Genomic DNA, 20271 nt, shown 5'->3' on the forward strand with positions numbered 1-20271 from the left:
AGGACTAGACTTAACCGCGCTAAGTACAATTCTTGCTATTAGTTAACCTCGTTATGATTATCTCATCTAAATTAAGCACCATCATTATCACGAAAATAAAAGAGATAAGGTATACAGCCATGATAAAATTTAAGTTAGCCCGCAGCCATTTAATTGCATTAATATCAATATGTTCATTTGGTATATCAGCTCATGGCCCTGTTACCCCACAAGCAATTAACACCTCAACATTGCCAACCTTAGGGGAAGAGTGGGCAGATATGAATCCTTACCGAACGGAAGAAGGTGATATACGCACTGAGATATTGCGTGTTGGTGCTTCTGCTTATAATCAAAATTGTGCTCGCTGTCACGGCTTAGGAGGTATCTCTGGCGGTATCGCACCTGATTTACGTAAATTACCGGCAGATTTTGATGGCGATGAGTGGTATATCTATCGTGTACAAAATGGCGCTGTACGTAACGGTGCTGTTTACATGCCAAAAATGACCGAACATTTAAATCAAGAAGCACTTTGGTCTATTCGTACTTGGTTAGAGTCAGTCAGTGAAAAGTAGCATTTTATACACGCTAATCTTGTGGCTAAGTTGTTGTAGCATTTTTTGCTCAACAGCTTTTGCCCGATCTTATGATGACATTATCGAAAGTAATGAGATTACCGTTGCCGTTTATAGCGATTTCATTCCTTTTTCATACCAAGAAAATGGTGAACCAAAAGGTATTGATATTGAAGTCGCCAAACATATTGCTAAAGCGTTAGGTGTGACGCTGCGTTTTAGGTGGGTAACCGCTGATGAAAATGTTGAAGATGACTTACGTAATAATCTATGGAAAGGACATTACCTTAAACGCACTATCGCTGATTTAATGCTTAGAGTGCCTTACGATACAAAGTACACTCAATTACGTGACGACCTTGGTGAACGAGTCCATCAACAAGTACATATGTTCGCTCCTTATCATACTGAATCATGGAAAATAATTTTCAATACTAAAAAAATTGAAGAAGTGACCACCATGGCTATTTTCCAATACCATAACATTGGTGTTGAAGTTGATTCTATCCCACAGTTTTACCTTATCTCTGCTTTCAACGGTCGAATGAGGAATAAAACAAAACAATTTAGTTCACTAGCACTAGCTATTTCAGCCATGGATGAAAATAAGGTTGATGCTGTCATGGGGCTACGAAGCCAAGTGAGTCATTATCAGCATAAGCTTGCCTCCCCTTCTTACCAGTTAGCAAAAAATGCTTTTCCAATGATAGGGACACAGCAATGGGATATAGGTATGGCCGTTAAAAGTGACTATCGCCAATTAGGTTATGCCGTTGGGGACATTGTCAACGACATGGTAAAGCAAGGTGTCATGGAGAAAATATTTTTACAGTACAATGCTATTTACCAAATGCCAGAACTGTATTCGGTTAGCAAATAATAGTAATACTCGCTCTGACTATGTAGTCATGTTGATTGGCTTAGCTAACTCAACGCATTAATCCGGCTCATTGCGCTTGATATGGTATCGCGTTACATATCATACTTTTTCATCATACTAAATGATGAAAAAAACGCTACTGCTGATTAATAGATAAGTAAATAGAGGCGTTTTATCATCGATATAGCCTGCAATTATGCTTGATTCATATCACAAGATGATAATGAATTTATTGCCCTTATGCAGGACGCTAAATAAAGAAGTATATCTTTAATCAAATTTACAACCCGAGAGGAAATAACAATGATAACAGCAGGTAAAACTAAGGTATTGTCATTATCTATAGCAATATCTTTAGCGCTCACTAGCTTAGCAAATGCTGAAGTGACCGATAAAGATATTGCCAATGACCAAATGACAACGAATGATGTTGTGTCCTATGGACTTGGCCTGAGAGGACAACGTTACAGCCCTCTTGATAAGATAAATATTGATACCGTTAAAGAGATGCGTCCGGTATGGTCATTTTCACTAGGTGGTGAAAAACAACGTGGTCAAGAATCTCAACCTATGGTCAAAGATGGCGTCATGTACATTACTGGCTCTTACTCACGCGCGTATGCTATAGACGTAAATACAGGTGATGAACTGTGGCAATATGATGCAAGATTACCCGATGGTATTATGCCTTGTTGTGATGTTATTAACCGTGGCGTTGCCTTATACGGCGACCTAGTAATCTTTGGTACGCTTGATGCAAAACTAGTCGCGCTTAATAAAGACACCGGTAAAGTCGTTTGGAAAAAGACAGTTGAAGATTATAAAGCGGGTTACTCAATAACTGCTGCACCCATTATCGTAAAAGGTAAAGTCATTACCGGTGTTGCTGGTGGTGAGTTTGGTGTCGTCGGTAAAGTAAGAGCCTATGATGCAAAAAATGGTAAATTAGTTTGGGAGCGTCCAACAGTTGAAGGCCACATGGGCTATATCTGGAAAAATGGTAAAAAAGTTGAAAACGGTATTTCTGGTGGAAAACCAGGTCAAACATGGCCAGGTGATCTGTGGAAATCAGGTGGCGCAGCACCTTGGTTAGGTGGTACTTATGATGCTGACGTTGATTTACTCTTTTTTGGTACCGGTAACCCTGCTCCGTGGAATTCACATTTACGCCCAGGCGATAACCTGTTCTCATCATCGCGTTTAGCTATTGACCCTGATACCGGTAAAATTGTTTGGCACTTTCAAACCACACCACACGATGGTTGGGATTTTGATGGTGTAAACGAACTTATTCCTTTCGATTATAAAGATAACGGAAAAACAGTTAAAGCTGCAGCAACAGCAGACAGAAATGGTTTCTTCTATGTACTTAATCGTGAAAATGGTGACTTTATTCGAGGCTTCCCGTTTGTTGATAAACAAACATGGGCTTCAGGCTTAGATAAAAATGGTCGTCCAATTTATATTGATAGTAATAGACCTAGTGATCCAAGCAAATCAAAAGATGGTAATAAAGGCAGTACTGTTATTTCAGCGCCGGCTTTCTTAGGCGGCAAAAACTGGATGCCTATGGCTTACAGTCAAGATACCAAGCTATTCTATGTCCCTTCAAACGAATGGGAAATGGATATTTGGAACGAACCTACTGCTTATAAAAAAGGCGCTGCCTATTTAGGTGCGGGCTTTACCATTAAACCAATCAATAAAGATTATATTGGTGTATTAAAAGCAATAGACCCTCAAACAGGTGAAGTAATTTGGCGTTATAACAACTACTCACCATTATGGGGTGGTGTTCTTGCCACTGCTGGTAACCTAGTATTTACCGGTACTCCTGAAGGTTATTTATTAGGACTTGACGCTAAAACAGGTGAAGTAAAATATAAATTTAATACTGGCTCAGGTATTGTCGGTTCTCCTGTGACTTGGGATATGGATGGCGAGCAATACATTTCTGTTCTATCTGGTTGGGGTGGCGCTGTACCTTTATGGGGTGGTGATGTTGCCGAACGGGTAAAACACTTTAACCAAGGTGGTAGTGTCTGGACATTTAAACTACCAAAATAGTATAAAGTGTAAATAGTACAAATACATGATATCAAAGGCTTTTGAATTTATTCAAAAGCCTTTTTTTGAGCTCCATGTCCCCACCTCATTCATTAATGGCTCTAGTGCTCTGTTAGGGAAACGATCAAGAAATACTGCTCAAAGGCGCTATCTCAAAGCAGCTTAGCCCACCAGAATTGTCATTAAAAAGCTCTGCATCGTCCTAGTCTCCCTCGTTAAAATAACCTATTCGTTCTAAAGTATGATGCTTACTATGCAAAGGGAGAGTAGTGCCATTGGTCTTACTGGTACTACTATATAAACATAAAATAACGCTTTGATAGCTATCATTCGATAACGGTCAAAGTAAACATAAATAGGGCCACGGAAAAGAGTATGACTCTGGCTGGTCTCGATACGAGGTGATATATGATCTATGCAAATCCCGGAAGTGAAAATTCTGTTGTTACTTTTAAGCCTAAATATGGAAATTTTATCGACGGTAAATGGCTAGCTCCAGTAAAAGGTAATTACTTTACTAACACTACGCCCGTTACCGGTGAGAAAATTTGTGACATACCACGTTCAAGTGCTGAAGATATTGAACTAGCACTTGATGCAGCTCACGCAGCAAAAGAAGCATGGGGAAAAACCTCAGTACAAGAACGTTCAAACATTTTATTAAAAATTGCTGATCGTATAGAAGAGAACTTAGAAAAAATAGCGGTTGCAGATTCATGGGACAACGGCAAGCCGGTACGTGAAACACTAGCTGCTGACATTCCATTAAGTGTCGATCACTTTCGCTATTATGCTGGTTGTATCCGCGCTCAAGAAGGAAGTCTTTCACAAATAGATAACGATACTGTTGCTTATCATTTTCATGAACCTATCGGTGTTGTTGGTCAAATTATTCCTTGGAATTTCCCAATACTTATGGCGGCATGGAAACTTGCTCCTGCGCTAGCAGCGGGTAACTGTATAATCTTAAAACCAGCCGAACAAACACCTGCTAGCATTTTAGTTTTAATGGAACTTATTGCTGACTTACTTCCTGCTGGCGTACTAAATATTGTTAATGGTTTCGGTAAAGAAGCCGGTGAAGCCTTAGCAACAAGCACACGCATTGGTAAAATTGCCTTTACTGGTTCAACGCCTGTTGGCCAACATATATTGAAATGTGCTGCTGAAAACTTAATTCCTTCAACGGTTGAACTTGGTGGTAAATCACCAAACATATTCTTTAGCGATATTACTCAATTTGAAGATGACTACTTAGAAAAATGTGCTGAAGGTTTTGTGTTAGGCTTTTTCAATCAAGGTGAAATATGTACTTGTCCTTCTCGTGCATTAATCCAAGAAGATATTTTCGACGAATTCATCGAAAAAGTTATCGCTAAAGCGGATAAAATTATTCGTGGCAATCCATTAGATACTGAAACAATGGTTGGTGCTCAAGCGTCAGAAGAGCAGTTTAATAAAATCATGAGTTATTTAGCTATTGGTAAAGACGAAGGCGCTAAAGTATTAACCGGTGGTGATAAAGAGAGCCTAAATGACTCACTAAGTACGGGTTATTATGTTCAGCCAACGATTATGAAAGGCAACAACTCGATGCGTATTTTCCAAGAAGAAATTTTTGGTCCTGTCATCGCAGTAACAACCTTTAAAGATGAAGCAGAGGCACTTGCCATCGCTAACGATAGTGCCTTTGGTTTAGGTGCTGGTGTTTGGACTCGCGATGCTAACCTTGCGCACCGTATGGGTCGTGGTATCCAATCAGGTCGTGTTTGGACTAACTGTTATCATTTATACCCTGCTCATGCTGCATTTGGTGGTTATAAGAAATCAGGTATTGGTCGTGAAACACATAAAATGATGCTTGATCATTACCAGCAAACTAAGAACTTATTAGTTAGCTATAGCACTAGTCCTTTAGGTTTTTTCTAAACCTTTAGATATTAACCTGTCGCGATTAGCGTAAAAAAGTAGCTATTATGTCAATGAGTGTCGGTATTTCTTTTATAGTATTTTAAGAAAACGGCACTCATTTTTTTTCAATAAAGCGAAGCAATTAAAATAATACCCGTTTCGTTCATTAACTGAACTATTTTATACAAAGGAAAAGCCACCAAATACAAGGCATTTATTTTAATAACTAGCGGTGCTAATTATTAAATAAATAACACAGTAGTTGCTTGTTTTAACCAGTAGAAATGTTCAGGTAATTAATGCGATTGATATAACCTTATCTTATTTTTGTTAACGCTTATAAAAGTTTATTTGGGTGTTAACATGCCTTTAAAAAAATTAAAAAAGTTCACCAAATGGGTTACCTTTACCCTGTTATTAATGTTAACAACCTCCTTCTATTGCGTTGCCTTTAATTCCCCTACTAATCAAAATGCCACCACCATTGCTGATGATATTGCTCAAATTTTTCCCAGCGCTACACGTATTGGCCCTGTCGATACAGAAATTCCGGTAACCCCTGTTTATCAACTTAATGAACTACTCGGGTATGTTTTCGAATCTGATGATTTCGTCAACTTTATCGGTTTCTCAGGACAAACCGTTAACCTATTAATTGGCATAGATACCGACGGCGTCTTTACTGGCTTAAAAATATTAAAGCATAACGAACCTATCTTTTTACATGGTTTAGGCGAAGCGCCTATGCTGGACTTTATTAAACAATATTTAGGTCATTCCGTTAAAGAGCGCTTTATTGTTAATGCTCGTAATAAGGACTCTCTTGATGCCACTTATGTTGATGGGGTTACCAAAGCAACAATATCAGTGCTCGTCATTAGTGACACCATTACGGCCGCAGCAATTCAAGTGGCACGAGAAAAACTCTCTGGCTTTGTTGCGCCATCAAACACAAGTGTTAATCTTGATTACTATCAGCCTCTAGATTTTACCGAATTAGTACAGAAAAATTTTATAACACATTGGCAGCTTTCACGTAATGAAGCGATGACACAGGCCGAAAAAGCATCGCCAAGCTTAACAAGGCTTATTAACCAAATAAGTGACGGAGACGATAACTTTATTAATCTGTACTTTGCCTTCGTTCATATCCCTATCATAGGAAAAAATTTATTAGGCGAGCAAGAATACCAACGTTTAATCGAAAATTTAAAGCCCGGTGAACACGCATTAATGGTATTTGGTCGTGGTAAATATTCGTTTGTTAGTGACGACTTTATTCCACAAACTGTGCCTAGTCGTTTAAGTGGCTTACAAGCAACCTTGCCTGTTGATATTCGAGATATCGATTTTTACAGCTATTATGAACCAACCTTTGCACAGGCTATTCCTGATTTTAATAAAATTAAAGTCTTTAGAATAAAATCACAATCCGGTTTTGAGTTAAATAAAGAACTGTCGTTATCATTAACACTCAACTATAACCAATCATTTTTATCTAAAAAACAGTACAGCTTCACTATTAATAACACCTTGCCTGACGAGCTCTTTATTCATAAAGAGCCTGAGGTGAACCCTGAAGAAAATAGACCGTTATGGTTAAAAATTTGGATAGGACGAAGCACTGAAATAATGATATTAAGCGGTTATCTTATATTTTTACTGTGGGTATTTATCAAACAAGACACAATCACTAAAAACGCTAACACCACTCATAAGTTACGCTTTGCCTCGTTAGTTTTTGTGTTGTTCTTTATTGGATTTTATTCACAAGGTCAATTATCCGTCATCAATATTTACACCTTACTGTTATCTATATGGCAAGGTTTTAATATCAATGTTTTCTTGCTTGACCCGATCATTTTTATCTTATGGGTATTTGTTTTTATTAGCCTATTTCTTTGGGGCAGAGGTCTTTTTTGTGGCTGGCTTTGTCCTTTTGGCGCATTACAAGAGTTTGCTAGCTTAGTAGCAAGTAAGCTAAAAATAAAGCAGATAAAAATAAAGCCTCAGCACCATAAAGCCGCGCAAAAAATAAAATACTTTATTCTTTTTTTACTGGTTGGCAGTTCATTTTATTCACTAACACTTGCTGGTCGACTTGCTGAAATAGAGCCCTTTAAAACCAGTATCACCCTTAATTTTGTTCGTTATTGGCCGTTTGTTTTATATGTAATATTGCTTCTTGCGCTTAGCTTAAAAATTCACAAAGTGTACTGTCGTTACTTGTGTCCGTTAGGCGCTGGACTTGCTATTGTTGGGCGATATCCACTTTTTAAATGGCTAACACGACGTCAAGAGTGTGGTTCACCGTGTCAACTTTGTCGCAATAAAAAGTGTGGTATTGATGCAATCAATAAAGACGGTTCGATTGACTATCGCGAATGTATTCAATGCTTAGAATGTGTAGTTACTATTAAAGATCCAACGGTATGTGTTGTCGATAAATACGCAAAGAAAAGAGCGGTGGTAGTCGAGGTAAAACCAAGTACTGATTTTAGCAATAAACTTGTTTGAAAATGATAGCGTGGTATTTTATAGCATAACGAAGCGAAGTTGCACTCGATGCTAAAAAACTTAATAGCAGTAGTCGTAAGGGTAATATCAAAAGGGTTTCTATGAATACAATGAAAACAATTACCGCGGTAACTAAGGTCACTGATCCATACCTTGCGAGCCAAGAATTATATCAACAACTCAATAATAAAAATATTTGCTTTGTACTCTTTTATTACTCATCGGCTTACGCGCTAGAGTCAATGGCACAAACGATGAACGATACCTTTAAAGATATTGATATTGTTGGCTGTACTACCGCAGGCGAAGTAACTCATGAAGGTTACGAGCAACACTCTATTGTTGCTATCGGCTTCTCTAGTCAATATTTTGCCATTAGTGCACAACTTATCAAGTCGATGGAAAACTTCGACACCATCAATGCGCAATCGACCATAAACAAATTAATAGATAAGTGCCAATCAAAAAATTTAGCGCCAATAAAAAACCACAGTTTTATACTGACGTTACTTGATGGACTTTCTTCAAGTGAAGAACAATTTCTCGTTACACTTAACTCTGCAACCAGAGGCATTCCTCATTTTGGCGGCTCTGCTGGAGATGATATTAATTTAGCAAAGACCCATATTTATTATCAGGGTAAATTCTATCAAAATGCCGCTATTGTCATCATGGTTAACACGACTTTATCTTTTGAAGCGTTTAATTGTCATCATATTGCACAACCAACAGAAAGGTTAGTGGTCACGGCGGCAGATGCTGATAGTAGAACCGTGTATGAGCTTAATGCTGAGCCTGCGGCGCTTGAATATGCCAAGTTACTAAACATGGATTTAAAAGAGTTAAGCCCTGAAGTTTTTTCGCTTAACCCTTTGGCAGTAAAAGTAGGCGGGCAATATTATATTCGTTCAATTCAAAAAGTAAATGAAGCCGATTTAAGCCTGACATTCTACTGTGCCGTAGATGTGGGCATAGTGCTAACGGCTGTAGAGATGGGCGACATATTTGCTCCGGTCATTAAAAAGTTAGATGAAATATCGCAGCGCTATGGAAAACCTGAGCTAGTACTAACCTGTGATTGCTTTTTAAGACGCTTAGAGATCGAACAAAAAGGCTTAGAAAAAAAAGTGCAAGAAATAAATACCAAATACAATATTGCTGGTTTTAATACCTATGGTGAACACATCAATGGCACTCACTTAAATCAAACATTTACTGGTGTGTATATCTCAGGTGGCTTGAATGAATGAGCAAGCCTTGAGAGACGAGTTAGCACAATTAAAAATCCAAAATACTAAGTTAAAAAAAATTAATAACGCGTTAATGCAGCGCGTAGAAGACAGTGGCGAAAATCAATACGCACCTTATACAGCTTTTGAGCATTCAGTGCACTTAGCTGAGCAAGTAAGAGAGAAGACGCAAACGTTAAATGAGACACTGGTCAAGCTTGAGCGCAGTAATCACGCACTAAAGCAAGCTAATACTACCGCGAACCTTTTCAAGCAACGTTTTATTGATGCCATAGAAAGTATTTCAGAGGCGTTTGTTTTACTTGATAGTAAAGGGAGAATTATTTTACAAAATAGTAATTTTGCCAACTTTTGGAACGACTCAGGTTTACCTATTGCAGAAGGTGCTAACCTTAAAGATTTAAAAGATTTAGCTAAAATACGCGGTATTATTAGACGAGCAACTCCTGGTGATGCCTTTGCTAGTCCAGTATATCAATTGTCAGACGACCGTTGGTTTCAATTAAACGAACACCGTACTAGCGAAGGAGGCTGGGTAATGCTCTACACAGACATTACCGCGATAAAAACAGCAGAAAGCGCTCGGTATGAGCGAGGTATGGCACAAAAGTCACTCTTGTTACAAAACTTAATTGATAACCTTTCTCAAGGCGTCGTGTTGATCAGTAGTCATAATAAAATCGAGGTATGGAATAAGCGCTTTGCTGAAATGAGTCAATTATCCCCTAACCTGCTACGAGAAATGCCTACTACGGTTAATATGCAAAACTTAACTGAATTAGACTTATCACCACAATCAAATACCGATAACTATCATTACACGCAAACGTTAATTAACGGTACTGTGTTAGAAATAAGAGAGCATCGACTTAATAATGGCAAAATAATTAAAACCTATAGCGATATTACCAAGCGTCATCGATATGCTGAATCATTAAGAAAAAGCGAGAGTTGGCTACGATTAATTACCGATAACGTTCCCGCAATGATTGCCTATATTGGTAAAGATCTTAAATATCAGTTTACTAACCGAGTGTATGTTGACTGGTACGGCTTGCATCAAGGTGGGCTAAATGGCTTAGAACTAGAACAAAGCCGCGTCCATTCGAACTTTACTAAAATAAAGCGATACGTTGATCGTGCATTAAAGGGAGAGAGTGTTAGCTTTACCGTTGATGAAAAAAACAAATTTGGTGAGCCAAGCTATTTATTAAAATCTTACGTGCCTAATCGTGATATTAACGGCGATGTGCTGGGATTTTTTGTGCTTATTCGTGATATTACCGAACGCAGAAAAAATGCCCTCGCTTTACAAAAAGCTTATGACCAACTTGAAGTCAGAGTACAAGAGCGCACCTCGCAATTGCAAAGCTTAAATGACAAGCTCCAAGTCGAGGTAGAAGAGCGTCGTCAAGCACAAGCTAACTTGCTCCAAGCCAAAAGTGAAGCAGAGTTTGCTAATAACTCAAAAACAAAATTTCTTGCTGCGGTAAGTCATGACTTATTACAACCATTAAATGCAGCACAACTATTTACTAGCTCATTAATGGAACGTCCTTTAGAAGATAAAACCAAAAAACAACTCAACTCAGTAGCTAATTCCTTAGACGATTTAGAAAATTTAATTAGTACACTCGTTGATATTTCAAAGCTAGATGCTGGCGTAGTAAAAGCCGATAAAAGCTCCTTTAAATTATCAGAATTACTCAACAATCTAGCCAGTGAATATCAACAGATTAGTAAGCAATATAATGTGTCATTTAGTTATGTTACTAGCGACGTTGTCGTAGACAGCGATAGTGTTTTACTCGCCCGTATATTACGTAACTTTCTCTCTAATGCGTTCAGATATAGTAACAACGGTAAAGTATTACTTGGCTGCCGACGTCAAGGCAACTATGTGTCTATTGAAGTCTGGGATAACGGCACAGGTATTGCCAAAGACCAAATTAAAGAAATATTTAAAGAATTCAAACGCCTTGAGTCTTCTCACACGGCCTTTAGTAATGGGCTTGGTTTAGGCTTAGCGATAGTAGATAAAATATCTAAAGTACTCGAACAACCTATTGAAGTTAAGTCTACTTTAGGTAAAGGTTCTGTTTTTTCAGTGAAAGTTCCGCTCGGCCAAATAACTAATTTGCTGCCCACCTATAATCCGCTTAATTATATGATGGATAGCCCAGTATTAGCCCAAAGTAAAATTTGGCTTATTGATAACGACGCCAGTGTTTGCGCAGGTATGTCACAACTACTTGGCGGCTGGGAATGTGAGGTAATCACAGCCATAAGCTTAAAAGACTTAAAACAACAAGTAGACATTTGCCATGACCATGCTGATATATTAATTGTTGATTATAACCTTGATGACGGAGTCAATGGCCTAGATGTAGCTAACGAAATTAATAGTTTACGAGACCAAGCATTGCCCGTAATGATGATCACCGCCAATTACAGTAAACAATTAAAAAATGAAGTGAACAATAGTGATATTTTATTGCTAAATAAACCGGTTAAGCCAATGAAATTAAAAACATCAATGCTCTATTTATTAAAGTAACGGCTTCTTGATTTAATAGTAAACATTGAGAAAACACCTAAACGTGCGGTAGATATCATCAACAATGATAAATCATATAAGTAATTTACGCAGCTCAGCATATTGAGCGCCCCCTACTTTATGAGTAGAGCTATTTCATCATTAAGACCTACATCTGCCAAGCGTAATTGAGAATATACTAATACAGAGTATTTTAGTTATATAAGGGAAATAAAATGAAAAGAAAAATAGTAGCTATGTCAATATTGGCAGCGACCATCTCTTTTACTTCATTGGCAGAAAATAATAATGAAGCCATGATGGAAACAGCAGGAAAAGAAATTTTTAAAAAGTGTAGTGCATGCCACTCTACCGATAGCAGTAAGAATACATTTGGTCCTTCTTTAATTGGCGTTGTCAATCGTAAAGCCGCATCTATACCGCGCTTTTCTTATTCTGAAGCACTAAAGAAGTCAGGTTTAACCTGGACTGAAGCCAACCTTCGTCGATGGATGGCAGGTAATGACATTTTGGTGCCTGGTACTCGTATGCGCCATGTTCAAATTACAGACGTCGCCGAACAAAACTACTTATTGGCTTACCTTAAATCATTATAATAATGGTGTGTACACACCATTGTAAAAAGCTTATTACTCCCCGAAGAGTAAAGCGCTATTAGCTAACGATTGTAGATAGGCGGATATATCAGTAGAGGTTATCTGCATGACTTGGCTATTATTAACCTGAATATTCTCTACAGATAACGTTTTCAGTCATCATAAGGTGAGTGATTATACATTACCGCATACGCGTAAATATCAATGACGAAGATCGGAGATAATTGAAAAGCACGTTTTTTATTGGGGTGAACGTTGGGCTAAGCCTTCTAATATAGGACAGTCAGGGTTATCGTCACCATCACATTTATCCGCGAGTTGCTGTAATATCTCTCTCATTTTCTCAAGCGCTACTATTTTTTCATTTATCTCCTGTAAATGACGCAGTGCTAGTTGCTTAACATTTCTACTTTCTCTATCAGTATCGAGCCAAAACTTGAGCAGTGACTGAATTTCAGTCATGGAGAAGCCTAAATTTCTCGAACGACGGATGAATCCTAGCTGTTGTATGTGCCCTTGATTATATAGTCGATAACCTGCATCGGTGCGACTCGCTTTTTTCAATACATCAACTTCTTCATAGTATCGGATCATTTTAGCGGACACCCCTGTTAAACGAGAGGCTTTACCTATGGTGACAAGTTTATCCATGTTATTTCTCTTTAGGTGTCCAACGTTGTAATAACAATGCGTTACTAATAACAAATAAGCTACTAAATGCCATTGCAGCGCCGGCAATAATGGGGTCAAGATAACCAAAGGCCGCCAGCGGAATGCCTACCGCATTAAAAATAAAGGCCCAAAAAAGGTTTTGCTGTATTTTGCGATAAGTCAGCCTTGCAATGATCAATGCCGTAGGTACTAGGCTTGGTTTACTACGCATTAACGTGAAAGACGCCGCGCTAACCGCAACATCAGTACCTGATGCCATTGCCATCCCCAAATCAGCTTGTGCTAGCGCTGGCGCATCATTAATGCCATCACCAACCATGGCAACCTGATAACCTTGCTCTTGATATTGCATAATATATTTTGCTTTATCTGCTGGCAGCACCTCAGCTTTAAAGTCGTCTAACTGTAATTCTGTAGCCACCGATATTGCACTCGCTTGATTGTCACCGGTAAGCATAGCAACCTTGATACCTTGCTGTTGCAATAGTGTCACAGCAGAGAGTGCATCGGATTTCAATTTATCGCTAAAATAAAATAGCCCAAGTAGCGTTATTTTATCTTGTTGCTGACTAGCCAGCCAAGAAACAGAAGCACCCGCTATTTTTATGTGTTCGCTTGGCAGTGTTACGCCTAACTCTTGCATCCAATGACTACTGCCCATTAAGACTACGCTGTCTGTAATCTTACCTTTAACACCATAACCAGCGACAACCTGAAATTCATCGACAGGTATTGCTTGTATCTCTTTAGTTAATGCTTTTTCAACGACTGCCTTGCCTAGTGGGTGTTCACTATTTATTTGTAAGGAATAGGCTAGCTGTAATACCGCTTCTTCAGTCCCCTTAATGACCATCATCTCACTTACAACAGGTTTACCTTGGGTTAAGGTACCTGTTTTATCAAAAACGACTAAATCGATTTTTTTTGCCTGCTCTAATGCCACGGCATCTTTAACCAATACGCCTAACTTGGCAGCGGTTCCAGTGCCTGCCATGATAGCTGCAGGGGTTGCCAAACCAAGTGCGCATGGGCAAGCAATAACTAATACGGCAACCGCATTGAGAATGCCATTAGTCCAATCATCAAACACTAAACCCGTTACCAATAAGGTAGTCAGTGCGACCAATAACACCACAGGAATAAAGATACTGCTGACTTTATCCACTATTGCTTGAACAGGGGCTTTTGCTCCTTGTGCTTCTTCTACGAGTGCAATAATTTTTGATAACGTAGATTTAGTACCAACAGTAGTGGCACGGATCTCTAAAATACCGTCCAAGTTAAGTGAGCCACCCGTGACAATATCTCCTTCTTTTTTACTTAACGGGATCGATTCACCACTGATTAACGCTTCATCCAGATGACTCTGCCCCTGCAAAATTTCCCCGTCAACAGGGATACTTTCACCTGGGATCACTTTTACTTTTTCACCTGATTGCACTGATGAAGCAGCCACTTTTTGCCATTTACCTAAACGTTGCACTGTCGCCTCAACAGGTTTCAAGTTTTCCAGTGCTCTTAGTGCATCCGTTGTTCGGCGTTTTGCTTTATGTTCTAAATATTTCCCCAGCAGAACTAAAGTGATTACTGCGCTACTGCTTTCAAAATACAGATGCGGCATGCCATTAGCACTATCAAAACTCCACCACAAATACAAAGAGAGTCCGTAGGCTGCACTAGTACCGATGGAGACAAGGAGGTCCATGTTGCCAATGCCTGCTTTTAATGCCCCCCAGCCTGCACGATAAAAACGAGCACCAAAATAAAACTGAACTGGCGTTGCTAGCAACCATTGCCAAGCAGGCGCTAACATCCACTGTTGCGCAAATAGCATACCTAACATAGGTAAGACGAGTGGCAAGGTCAGTAGAGCAGCTCCCATAACGGGCCACCACGTTTTAGTATAAAAAGGCTTATTTTGACTGGATTTTTTTATCTCGCTGTCATTGTTCAATGGGATAAAAAGATAACCCGCTTGTGTCACGGCTTGCTCAAGTTGCTCATCGGTTACGCACAATAAAGTTTTTACTTGTACCTGCTCGGTGGCTAAATTGACCGATGCACTAACCACACCGGTTACTGTGAGTAGTGCCTGTTCGACCCGTTTCACACAAGATGCGCAACTCATCTTCCCAATAGCAAATTGAACTCCCTTTATTGGCACCTGGTAACCGGTCTCAATAACTGCCGCTATTAATTCACTGAGACGGGCAGTACCTTGGATAGTTGCCGTATCTGTTGCTAGGTTGACCGTAACATCTGTCACGCCAATCACTTGGTGTAACGCCTTTTCAACACGACCTACACATGAAGCACAGGTCAACCCGTCAATGTTAAATTGTGTCGTTGTATTCATAAGCTTCTCATCTTAATTGAACTGTAGAACTAAGCTGAGAATAAAGCTTACCACAATAGTAAGGTCAACTGTTTTAGCCTAGAAAAGTGTTTTTATAATTTAACGGCAATCACGGCATTTTAAGTCACTAAGCTCTGCTGGCTAGCGATTGTAGATAGGTAGATATATCTGTAGCGGTTACTTGCATAACTTGGTTATTATTAACTTGGCTATTAAGCTCAATATTGTCCAGTTGATACGCTCGGCAATATTTAATTTTGGCAAGCGCTAAACTCATGCCAATAAAATGCTCATCTTGACTTAACCTTACTAAACAATCAGGCAGTTCTTTTAGTCGATTATCCGGACTTACATCAAACGCACTATATATAGCGAGATAAGCAGATTTTTCAATGGTTAAGGCCTGAGTAGCGTAGCAAAAACCTTGGCAGCGAGGCGCTAAAAAATCTGGGTATGCACTAATAATGTAGCTAGTAATATTAGCGATTACTTCATCAGTAGTCTCTATATGAGTTAACCATAAGGCATTATGCTGATCAGTGGCATAGCCCTGACTCATACGCTTAGCTTGTTGGCATAACTGAGTAAATAAGGTAGGCAGTGATGATGGCTTTGTGGGTTTGTTCACATAAACTGTATTTGTCTCTATATCATTGACTAGCTGAGTAGATAAGTCCATTAAAGCGGGAACTAAGTAATGTTGAGTATCTACCGGTAAAGTCTCTTGGTGGGGAGTTAACCGCTTTTTCGTATTGTCTATTTCTTTATAATCTTGTATTTCTTGGTAGTAAGGATCGTGCAACCAGCGATAATAAACACTAATAAGCTTATTGATTGCTGGAGGGTATTTCTGTTGCTGATGCTCATTGTCTTCATTGTGTTGAACACTTACTGACGCATCACTTTTTACATCACTTTGACCGCTACTTTGACCGCTACTTTGTCCTCGACTTAAGGACTGTTTTCTGTGTTTGGCTACGGCTATTTTCACCCGTGTCGATTGTTCAGTTTGCGTTGGTAACAAATCAATTAAGTGCGCTATTTTTTCAACATTAGCATTGGCTGTCACTAAGGTGATATTAGATGCTTGATAATAATACTGATGAAAAGCGAGTAAATCATTAAGTGATAAATCACCAATTAGGTGACTCATACCACCGTAACTAAACGCATTAGTTTCGCTTTTTTGCCTGCTCTGACTCTCTTTATTATTCGCTTGTTCTATACCAATCAATTCTTGATAGATAACCCCTTTATTATCACCACCATAAATTTCACAACGTAGATCCTCGGCATCAAAGGTAGGGGCAAACAGGCCATTTAATAAGTACTTAATAGCCAACATAAAGGTATAAGAACACTGACTTTGACAATGAAAGTAAGTCTTATTAGCACATGTTGAGGCATTAATTTTAGCGTCGGTGAGTGAGGTTAATTGAAATAAGGTTTCTGCTTGGGGGAAAGCCGTGCTACGACGAAAAACCATATGTTCAACGCCATGAGCAACACCACTGTTATCAAATATAGGGGTATTAACCACAAAAAGTGCACTAAAGCCTTCATCATCAATCAGGTTAATATGCTGTAAACCATTTTCATGGCAATAAATATCTTCTGTCATATGGGCTGTGCTAGTAATGCTAAAGCCAACATCATACTTTTGTACGTGCAATGCTTAACTGTGTATTTTTAGCATGCTGCATTGCTTTTTGATTAACGCGCTTTAATATGGGTGTTGACGGCTCAATTGCACTATCAATCGCGGCTTGAATTAAATGGTGATCTTCAGATTTACTACAAACAGGATCGGTTTTATGCATATCGCCAGTCATCATAAAAGCTTGGCAGCGACAACCACCAAAATCTTTTTCTTTTTCATCACATCCTTTACATGGTTGTGGCATCCAATCATCACCGCGAAAGTAATCAAAAGAAAAATCTTGCTGCCATATATCACCAATAGACTTATCTTTCACATTGGGGAACGTCAGTGGTAACATTTTTGCACTATGGCAAGGTAAAGCCGAGCCATCTGGCGTTACCGTTAAAAATGTTGAGCCCCAACCATTCATACACGCTTTAGGACGGGTTTCAAAATAATCTGGCGTAACAAAAATAAAATGCGGTCCTTTACCTTGTTGTTGCTCTCTAAATTCATTAACAAGGCGCTCCGCCTCAACTAACTGCTCGCGCGACGGCAATAAATGATCACGGTTTTCATAGGCCCAACCGTAATATTGTGCAGTTGCCAACTCAACATAATCAGCTTCTAGCTCACAGCTTAAGCGCATAATATCGGTAATTTGTTCAAGGTTTTGTTTAGACAAAACAAAGTTAAGCACCATAGGATAACCTTGCGCTTTAACTGATTTAGCCATATCAAACTTTTGTTGGTAAGCATTTCCTCGACCGGCAATGGCATCATTTAATTCAGGATCAGCGCCCTGAAAACTGATTTGAATATGATCTAAACCCGCCTCTTTTAATTTACCTATGCGCTTTTCGGTAAGACCAATGCCCGAGGTGATTAAATTAGTATAAAAACCGAGATCTCGAGAGTATTTAACCAGCGCTTCTAAATCTTTGCGCAATAAAGGCTCTCCACCTGAAAAACCCAGTTGTACTGCCCCCAGATCTCTTGCTTGGTTAAATACTTGAAACCACTGCTCTGTCGTTAACTCATTTTTGGTTTCACTTAACTGCGTGGGGTTTGAGCAATAAGGACAATGTAACGGACAGTCGTAAGTTAACTCTGCCAGTAACCAAAGTGGTGGGCCAACCATAGCGGACGTCTCTTGCTTTTGTCTGTCGTTCGCCGCTTGATTAGTCATGATAAAGCCACTTCTTTTCAATAGCGGTGTTGATAAATTCATGCACATCAGGCGCTAAATCGCCAGCGTCTGGAAATTTATTATTCAGTGTGTCAGTAATTTTTTGTACGTTTTGCTTACCATCAATAAGCTGCATAATTTCGCCAGCACCACCATTAAGTTTAACCATACCTTCTGGAAATAATAAGACAAAACAGTCTTGCGCTTTTTCCCACTGAAAACGGAACATAGGGTTAAGTGACGGTGTCATTGTTGGGCTAATTTTTTGGGGGACTATCGGTGTGCTCACTTGAATAATCCTTTATGGTGTATAGGGTTATTAACAACGTCTTGACCCAATACCGCCTGATAAGGGGCTTTACCTTGTTGATAAGCTAAAGTCATTGAATCTAGCATACTCCATAAGATATCGAGCTTAAACTGCAAAATATTTAACGCTTCTTCTTGTGCTTCTGCGCTAGTGAAATGATCTAACGTTATTTGCAAACCATGATTCACATCACGACGGGCTTGAGACAAGCGCATTTGAAAATAACTTAATCCTTCAGGCTTTATCCACGGGTAATTTTGTGGCCAACTATCAAGACGACTTTGGTGTATTTCAGGGGCAAACATTTCTGTTAATGATGAACAAGCGGCCTGTTGCCAACTAGCTCGGCGAGCAAAGTTAACATAAGCGTCTACCGCAAAACGGACACCTGGAAGCACAAACTTTTCATCTAATAAATCTTGTCTATCTAAACCAACCGCTTCACCTAAGCGCAACCAAGCTTCAATACCACCTAGGGCTTGATCACCAACACTGCCATCGTGATCTAAAATACGTTGAACCCACAAACGTCTCGTTTCCATATCGCGGCAATTAGCCATTATGGCAGCATCTTTAATCGGTATATTAAGTTGATAATAAAAGCGATTTGCAACCCAACCTTGAATTTCGGCTTTACTACATTCACCTTGATGCATTGCAATATGGAACGGGTGATGAATATGGTACAGCTGACCTTTATCTTTAAGTTTTTGTTCAAATTGCTCTCTAGTCCAAGCTTGCATAAAAAGGCATCCTATAAATGAGGTTAAATGGTAATTTCCATACCATCGGTGGCAATTTCTACACCATTGTCTAAAACAAACTGATGCTGAGGAGACTCTTCATTTAAAATAGGGTTAGTATTATTAATGTGTATCAGAATTTTGCGATCAATGGTGAATTTATTCAATAGCGCGACCGTCCCATAGTCACCGTTGACCGGCATATGCCCCATCTCTGAGCCTAATTTAGTACCAACACCTTGAGCAATCATTTCATCGTCTAGCCATAACGTACCGTCAATAAGTACACAACTAGCTTCAGATAATATCTGTTCAACTTCTGCTGTGCTTTCAACAATACCGGGTAAGTAGAAGAGGTATTTACCGGTACTGTTATCAATAATTTTTAAACCGATATTATTCCCTGCCACCACTTTATCGCGATAGCGCGAGTAAGGCGGTGCATTGGATTCAATAATAACCGGCACAAAGGCGAGACCGTCGACACCATTAACGGTAAATGGCGGTCTTTTTTCGGTATCAATTTTGCTAAAGCTTAGCCCACCATGCCAGTGCTCTAGCACATTAAATAAGGGAAAAACCGTTGATAAATCTTCATAAACAACATCGCTACAATACACGTCAAGTGGTAGCCCTTCACGCAAGGTTAATAGCCCAGTGGTGTGATCTATTTGGCTGTCAGTTAAAATGGCCGCACGAATATTGGTACCACGACTACCCTGCTCAGGCCAAAGTTGTGGCGATTTATTAAGTTGTTCACGTATATCGGGAGAAGCATTAATGAGTACCCAGTCTTTTCCATTAGGGCTAACAGCAATAGATGATTGAGTACGTGCTGTGGCTTTTATAGTACCGTTACGTAAACCTTTACAGTTTGCACAGTGACAATTCCATTGGGGAAACCCGCCGCCAGCAGCTGAGCCTAGAACTAAAATTTTCATATGTGCCTCGAGTTCAAGACAAAGGGAGGAAAGCAATTAACACGTGGGTATAATTACCTCAGCAATTAACAAATTGACCATGA

At 39.2% G+C, this 20271-nt stretch carries 15 protein-coding genes; 8 read left to right on the forward strand and 7 right to left on the reverse strand.

What is annotated here, in order from left to right; all coding sequences use genetic code 11:
• Positions 1-119: 119 nt before the first annotated feature.
• The 8 genes from pedF to FCS21_RS01140 all read left to right on the forward strand — a co-directional run bounded on the left by pedF (position 120) and on the right by FCS21_RS01140 (position 12335).
• Entirely contained in the window at positions 120-557 is a 438-nt protein-coding gene (gene pedF / locus FCS21_RS01105; protein WP_138620143.1) for a cytochrome c-550 PedF, read from the forward strand.
• Positions 547-1437, forward strand: coding sequence for a substrate-binding periplasmic protein (locus tag FCS21_RS01110; RefSeq protein WP_118056065.1), 891 nt, complete (start codon positions 547-549; stop codon positions 1435-1437). The genes pedF and FCS21_RS01110 overlap by 11 nt, the downstream gene beginning before the upstream one ends.
• Positions 1438-1740: 303 nt before the next feature.
• Positions 1741-3504 (forward strand): PQQ-dependent methanol/ethanol family dehydrogenase, encoded by a 1764-nt coding sequence (locus FCS21_RS01115; RefSeq protein WP_138620144.1) that lies wholly within the window; start codon positions 1741-1743, stop codon positions 3502-3504.
• 408 nt (positions 3505-3912) lie between these two features.
• Positions 3913-5433, forward strand: coding sequence for an acetaldehyde dehydrogenase ExaC (gene exaC, locus FCS21_RS01120; RefSeq protein ID WP_138620145.1), 1521 nt, complete (start codon positions 3913-3915; stop codon positions 5431-5433).
• A 402-nt stretch (positions 5434-5835) separates the two neighbouring features.
• The gene (locus tag FCS21_RS01125; RefSeq protein ID WP_371287199.1) at positions 5836-7932 is read left to right on the forward strand and encodes a 4Fe-4S binding protein; all 2097 of its coding nucleotides are present in this window, start codon (positions 5836-5838) and stop codon (positions 7930-7932) included.
• 101 nt (positions 7933-8033) lie between these two features.
• On the forward strand, positions 8034-9182 hold the full coding sequence (nosP, locus tag FCS21_RS01130) for a nitric oxide-sensing protein NosP (protein WP_138620147.1): 1149 nt from the start codon (positions 8034-8036) through the stop codon (positions 9180-9182).
• A complete protein-coding gene (locus FCS21_RS01135; protein WP_138620148.1) occupies positions 9175-11739 on the forward strand; it encodes a NahK/ErcS family hybrid sensor histidine kinase/response regulator in 2565 nt (854 codons plus the stop codon). The genes nosP and FCS21_RS01135 overlap by 8 nt, the downstream gene beginning before the upstream one ends.
• Positions 11740-11954: 215 nt before the next feature.
• Complete coding sequence (locus FCS21_RS01140) at positions 11955-12335, forward strand: c-type cytochrome (protein WP_138620149.1); 381 nt, start codon at positions 11955-11957, stop codon at positions 12333-12335.
• Between the two features lie 240 nt (positions 12336-12575).
• Here the strand turns inward: FCS21_RS01140 and cueR are convergent, their stop codons facing one another.
• The 7 genes from cueR to pqqB form a co-directional block, all read right to left on the reverse strand.
• Positions 12576-12986 carry a Cu(I)-responsive transcriptional regulator gene (gene cueR, locus FCS21_RS01145; protein WP_138620150.1) on the reverse strand — a complete coding sequence of 137 codons (411 nt, stop codon included), beginning with the start codon at positions 12984-12986 and terminating at the stop codon, positions 12576-12578.
• Between the two features lies 1 nt (position 12987).
• Positions 12988-15363, reverse strand: coding sequence for a heavy metal translocating P-type ATPase (locus FCS21_RS01150; RefSeq protein ID WP_138620151.1), 2376 nt, complete (start codon positions 15361-15363; stop codon positions 12988-12990).
• Positions 15364-15490: 127 nt separating this feature from the next.
• The gene (locus FCS21_RS01155) at positions 15491-16984 is read right to left on the reverse strand and encodes an insulinase family protein (RefSeq protein ID WP_138620152.1); all 1494 of its coding nucleotides are present in this window, start codon (positions 16982-16984) and stop codon (positions 15491-15493) included.
• 31 nt (positions 16985-17015) lie between these two features.
• Positions 17016-18194 carry a pyrroloquinoline quinone biosynthesis protein PqqE gene (pqqE, locus tag FCS21_RS01160; protein ID WP_138620153.1) on the reverse strand — a complete coding sequence of 393 codons (1179 nt, stop codon included), beginning with the start codon at positions 18192-18194 and terminating at the stop codon, positions 17016-17018.
• A complete protein-coding gene (pqqD, locus tag FCS21_RS01165; protein WP_246046938.1) occupies positions 18187-18483 on the reverse strand; it encodes a pyrroloquinoline quinone biosynthesis peptide chaperone PqqD in 297 nt (98 codons plus the stop codon). The genes pqqE and pqqD overlap by 8 nt, the downstream gene beginning before the upstream one ends.
• Complete coding sequence (gene pqqC / locus FCS21_RS01170; RefSeq protein WP_138620154.1) at positions 18480-19247, reverse strand: pyrroloquinoline-quinone synthase PqqC; 768 nt, start codon at positions 19245-19247, stop codon at positions 18480-18482. Before pqqC ends, pqqD begins: the two co-directional genes overlap by 4 nt.
• 23 nt (positions 19248-19270) lie before the next feature.
• A complete protein-coding gene (gene pqqB, locus FCS21_RS01175) occupies positions 19271-20188 on the reverse strand; it encodes a pyrroloquinoline quinone biosynthesis protein PqqB (RefSeq protein ID WP_138620155.1) in 918 nt (305 codons plus the stop codon).
• Positions 20189-20271: the final 83 nt, after the last annotated feature.

The organism is Colwellia ponticola (genome assembly GCF_005885605.1).
Classification (GTDB): Bacteria; Pseudomonadota; Gammaproteobacteria; order Enterobacterales; family Alteromonadaceae; genus Colwellia; species Colwellia ponticola.

What these genes read in the sequence shown, in the direction of transcription:
- pqqB (WP_138620155.1), bottom strand. Translation starts at nt 20,188, where the DNA reads ATGAAAATTTTAGTTCTAGGCTCAGCTGCTGGCGGCGGGTTTCCCCAA.
- pqqC (WP_138620154.1), bottom strand. Translation starts at nt 19,247, where the DNA reads ATGCAAGCTTGGACTAGAGAGCAATTTGAACAAAAACTTAAAGATAAA.
- FCS21_RS01140 (WP_138620149.1), top strand. Translation starts at nt 11,955, where the DNA reads ATGAAAAGAAAAATAGTAGCTATGTCAATATTGGCAGCGACCATCTCT.
- FCS21_RS01150 (WP_138620151.1), bottom strand. Translation starts at nt 15,363, where the DNA reads ATGAATACAACGACACAATTTAACATTGACGGGTTGACCTGTGCTTCA.
- FCS21_RS01125 (WP_371287199.1), top strand. Translation starts at nt 5,836, where the DNA reads ATGTTAACAACCTCCTTCTATTGCGTTGCCTTTAATTCCCCTACTAAT.
- exaC (WP_138620145.1), top strand. Translation starts at nt 3,913, where the DNA reads ATGATCTATGCAAATCCCGGAAGTGAAAATTCTGTTGTTACTTTTAAG.
- FCS21_RS01155 (WP_138620152.1), bottom strand. Translation starts at nt 16,984, where the DNA reads ATGACAGAAGATATTTATTGCCATGAAAATGGTTTACAGCATATTAAC.
- FCS21_RS01115 (WP_138620144.1), top strand. Translation starts at nt 1,741, where the DNA reads ATGATAACAGCAGGTAAAACTAAGGTATTGTCATTATCTATAGCAATA.
- FCS21_RS01135 (WP_138620148.1), top strand. Translation starts at nt 9,175, where the DNA reads ATGAATGAGCAAGCCTTGAGAGACGAGTTAGCACAATTAAAAATCCAA.
- nosP (WP_138620147.1), top strand. Translation starts at nt 8,034, where the DNA reads ATGAATACAATGAAAACAATTACCGCGGTAACTAAGGTCACTGATCCA.
- cueR (WP_138620150.1), bottom strand. Translation starts at nt 12,986, where the DNA reads ATGGATAAACTTGTCACCATAGGTAAAGCCTCTCGTTTAACAGGGGTG.
- pedF (WP_138620143.1), top strand. Translation starts at nt 120, where the DNA reads ATGATAAAATTTAAGTTAGCCCGCAGCCATTTAATTGCATTAATATCA.
- pqqE (WP_138620153.1), bottom strand. Translation starts at nt 18,194, where the DNA reads ATGACTAATCAAGCGGCGAACGACAGACAAAAGCAAGAGACGTCCGCT.